Raw genomic sequence first — 4,074 nt, 5'->3', positions numbered from 1 at the left:
TGCTGCTCTTTACCAACTTTGGCAGGCAAGTTTGACATCACCAAGCTAAAGTCCTTGTCCTTTGCTACATGATTAAAGCCGTTGGACAGGTGCACATCGATATTTTTCAGACCATTTTTTTCACAATTACGGCGCGCATATTCTACCGCCATAAAGTCCTTATCAATCAAAGTATGCTGACCATCTGGACACTCGCGCGCCGCCGTCATGCCAAGTACCCCATAACCGCAGCCTAAATCTATCGAATCGTCATCGGCCTGAAAATCCACATAATCAAGCAGCATCAAACTGCCATCATCGAGCTTTTGCGGTGAGAATATGCCCCACGTCGTCGCAAACTCAAACGGCTTGCCCAGCACGTTATCCGTAAAGTGGATATCTTCGCGCCAGCGTTCGGCACTCTTTAATAGCTCTGCAGGGGGACGGTGAGTCATAGTGGTCTCAATTGGTGAATAATAAGCGCTATTGTAACCACAACGGTGACAAATTTCAGCACCGTTTTATCGCGCTTGCGAAACTATAGTCTAAGATTCCGCTTTAAACGGCTCAGAGAATTGCAAAATTAAAAAACTCACCACCGACAAGATAATCGCAATCTCATAGCGCCCATACGCCACCGAAATCCCAATTGCTCCCGTATTCCACAAACTTGCCGCCGTTGCCGTGCCTTTCACACTACTACTACTCTTAAAGATAGCGCCGCCACCGATAAAGCCCATACCTGTGATAATCCCGTACATAATACGCGCCTCGGCATCACCCTCAGAAAATATATCTCGCCCCACCAGCATAAACGCACACGACGCGATCGTCACTAGCGGAAACGTCCTTAGCCCCGCGCCGTTATCCTTCATCTCACGATTCAGCGCAATCGGCAACGACAACACAAACGCAATACCTAACTGAAAAAAGTGATATTGCATCAAATCCATATCAATATCGAATCCAAACATAGCAGACTCCCTGTCTAGGCATATCGCCAAACTCTATAACCAATAGTCTAGCGCCAACGATATGCTTTGTCAGTTAGGAAGCGTTAAAGCCATTGGACGAGTGGCAGTCTAAGGAGTAATGGGAGCTGATCGCGCCTCAAGGTGACTATTTAATAATTACAAAATTAGATGCGGAGGGAAGTTTCGCTAATCGGTAAGATTCGCTGGACGCAGTATCATGGAAATAATACTCAATATCGGTGCGTGGAACGCGCTTTATGTCTGTTACATAACAAACAGATTTTGATGTAGGCTGGTGCTTTTAGCCCAGCGAATGAGAGAATTAAGCTCAAACACTAGAATTATCTTTTTATATAAGTGAGTTCATTTGTCGATATCAAAATCTTGAGGTTTTATAGATCGTGCTGGGCTAAAAGCCTAGCCTACGTACTAACTATGAGCAATTTCAGGAATTAAAAGAATGGTTAGGATAAGTGTTTTCTCCCATAGTTATGTAGAATGAAATAGCGCGTAGGGTGGGTTAGCGATAGCGTAACCCACCAAATCTAGAATCAACGCAATCTCGAAAGGTGGGTTACGTCTTGACTGCGCTCTTTGAGAGCTTGACAAAACTAACCCACCCTACAGGCTACCCTTTCAATTTCTCTTTTAAAACATAATCAAAGATAAACGGACCAAAAGGTAAAAACGAGCCGAGGACGCCAGCAGGCAGAGCCCAAAGTGGCATTTTTATTTTGCTAGCAGCGTAGATAAGCGTCAAAATATAAGCAACAAATAGTACCCCATGCGCTATACCAATGTATCTTACTGCTTCAGGAATGCCCAGCATATATTTTAGCGGCATCGCGATACCTAGCAACAATAAAAAAGAAGTACCCTCTAAATAACCCATGATAGTCAGCGTTTTAAGCGTAGAGTTTTGACTTTTGGTTAGATTAGGCGGGGTAGAGGGCTTGGCTTGCGGCACTGGATATTCCTTTTACGATCACTGATAATTATTGGTACGAAAAGTCTTTGTAGGCTGGTGCTTTTAGCCCAGCGAATACGCGAGTTAAGCTAATATATTAAAATTATTTTTCTATATAAAGGTAAATTAGCGAGTAGGGTAGGTTAGCGACAGCGTAACCCACCAAGTTTAGAATACAGTTATAAAAAAGGTGGGTTACGTCTTAACCGCATTCTCTTCGAGAATTTGTTAAGTCTAACCCACCCTACATCAAGCTTTTACCCTTTCTTCAATACCCTAACCACGCGGATGATGTTCCGCATGCAATTTCTGCAATCTCGCCGTCGCCACATGAGTATAAATCTGCGTGGTAGACAGGTCACTATGACCCAGTAATAACTGCACGCTGCGCAAATCCGCGCCATGATTGAGTAGATGAGTGGCAAAGGCATGGCGCAGGGTGTGCGGTGATAGCTCTTTATCAATACTGGCGACTTTGGCGTATTTCTTTAATAGATACCAAAAGTTCTGCCGGGTCATATAACCGCCTTGCGCGGTCAAAAACACCGCTTGGCAGTTGCCAGATTTTAAATGCGCGATCAGCTCACCGCGTCCATGAGATAGGTAATCCTCCAACGCGTCTGCTGCATATTCGCCTAGAGGTACGAGGCGAGTTTTATTGCCTTTGCCGGTAATCTGTAACCAGCCTGCATTGAGGTTCACTTGTTCAAGCGACAAATTAATCAGCTCACTAACGCGTAGACCGCAAGCATAGAGCACCTCTAACATGGCTTTGTCTCGTAGACCGAGGGCAGTACTAGTATCGGGCGCAGCGAGGAGGTTGTCGACATCCGCTTCCGCCAAGTCTTTAGGTAAGGGGCGTCCGATCTTGGGGCTTTTAATACGCTCGCAAGGATTGTCCTCTCGCAGGTTGCTGGCAATCATCCAAAGGTAGAATTGGCGCAAGCTTGAGAGCATACGTGCTTGGGTGCGCGGGGTTTTATCGCTTTGTGCGAGCGTAGATAGGCAATGGAGTACGTCATCGGCTTGCCACTTGGTCAGAGCGATCGGGTTGGTCAGCTCACAAGCGCGTAGGTCGCGCACATAAGCATTACGGGTACGCGTAGCCAGACCACGCGCCAGCATGGCTTGACGAAATTCCGTCACATAATACGGTTCGTCATCGACGGCGAGCGCTTTGGGTTGTCGCTGTTGGACGGCGCGATCACGGCTCATAGCATTTACTCGAAAGTTTAAATATTTAATTACAGGATTGAGCTGTGAATTTTTAAGCCCAATCGGTGCGCGAGGCGCACCCTATAGAAAACTCAAAGTTAAACGTTAGGCAGGTTGCAAACACCAAAGTGAAGTGATCTCACGACGACGCGCCGCAAATAGCGGATCAGTCTCATCTTGGCTACGACCGTGTTTGGGCTGGGTGTCGAGACGGTATTTTACGGTTAAACCACTATCGGCAAACCAGCCTAATAATTCCTCACGAGTGCGCAGATGCAAATGCTCAGCTAAGTCCGATAGGATAAGCCAAACCTCTCCTTGCTCCGCTAAGTGAGACTTTGCGCCTTGCAACAATCCGCGCAGCATTGCGCTATTGGGGTCATAGACGGCGTACTCAAGCAGGGCTGTGGGCTTGGCAGGTAACCAAGGTGGATTACACACAATAAGATTGGCGAGCGGCGCATCAGTCGGATATAGGTTGGCCTCTTGCAACTGTATATCAGTCAGATCTAGACGCGCAAAGTTATCACTAGCGCAGGCGAGGGCCCGCGAGCTCAAGTCCGTTGCTATGACTTGTTTTGCGCCGCGCTTTGCTAAGATGATCGCTAATAGTCCTGTACCCGTACCGATATCGTAGGCGACATCAGGCACAACTGGCAAAGGCGCATCGAGCAATAGCTGTACATACTCATGCCGAGTCGGTGCAAACACACCGTAATGCGGATGAAGGGTTAGCTCTAAAGTGTCGATCTTTACACCTTTTTCACGCCATCCTGCTGCACCAAGCGCTCCTTGCACATCACGAAATGACAGCACGTACCTCTCATCGACCTTTTTATCTAACGCACCAAAAGCGGCAATGCAAGCAGTGCTCATATCAGGAGCACGGCGCAAATGGCTACCATAATCTGCATCCAGCTCCAACAGCAAACGGCTGAG

Annotated in this window: 5 protein-coding genes; all 5 read right to left on the bottom strand. The window is 47.2% G+C overall.

Translation table 11 applies throughout. The annotated features are described in order from the left end of the window. Positions 1–434, bottom strand: a 434-nt coding sequence (locus ACTXGO_RS10705; RefSeq protein ID WP_443574430.1) for a class I SAM-dependent methyltransferase, incomplete at its 3' end; no start/stop codon positions are given. Between the two features lie 90 nt (positions 435–524). Beyond that, a complete protein-coding gene (locus ACTXGO_RS10700) occupies positions 525–953 on the bottom strand; it encodes an MgtC/SapB family protein (RefSeq protein ID WP_317200463.1) in 429 nt (142 codons plus the stop codon). A gap of 628 nt (positions 954–1,581) precedes the next feature. Then, entirely contained in the window at positions 1,582–1,920 is a 339-nt protein-coding gene (locus ACTXGO_RS10695; RefSeq protein ID WP_435949986.1) for a DUF3817 domain-containing protein, read from the bottom strand. Positions 1,921–2,196: 276 nt separating this feature from the next. Further along, the gene (gene xerD / locus ACTXGO_RS10690; RefSeq protein WP_435949987.1) at positions 2,197–3,135 is read right to left on the bottom strand and encodes a site-specific tyrosine recombinase XerD; all 939 of its coding nucleotides are present in this window, start codon (positions 3,133–3,135) and stop codon (positions 2,197–2,199) included. Between the two features lie 105 nt (positions 3,136–3,240). After that, positions 3,241–4,074: methyltransferase (locus tag ACTXGO_RS10685; RefSeq protein ID WP_443574428.1), on the bottom strand; the 834-nt coding region annotated here is incomplete at its 5' end.

It is taken from the genome of Psychrobacter sp. T6-1 (assembly GCF_052258445.1).
The sequence above is the reverse complement of the archived record's forward strand: the minus strand, read 5'-3'. Positions and strand labels throughout refer to the sequence as shown.

Bases quoted from the DNA above. Each gene is read 5' to 3' on its own strand.
- ACTXGO_RS10700 (WP_317200463.1), bottom strand. From the start codon at position 953: ATGTTTGGATTCGATATTGATATGGATTTGATGCAATATCACTTTTTT.
- xerD (WP_435949987.1), bottom strand. From the start codon at position 3,135: ATGAGCCGTGATCGCGCCGTCCAACAGCGACAACCCAAAGCGCTCGCC.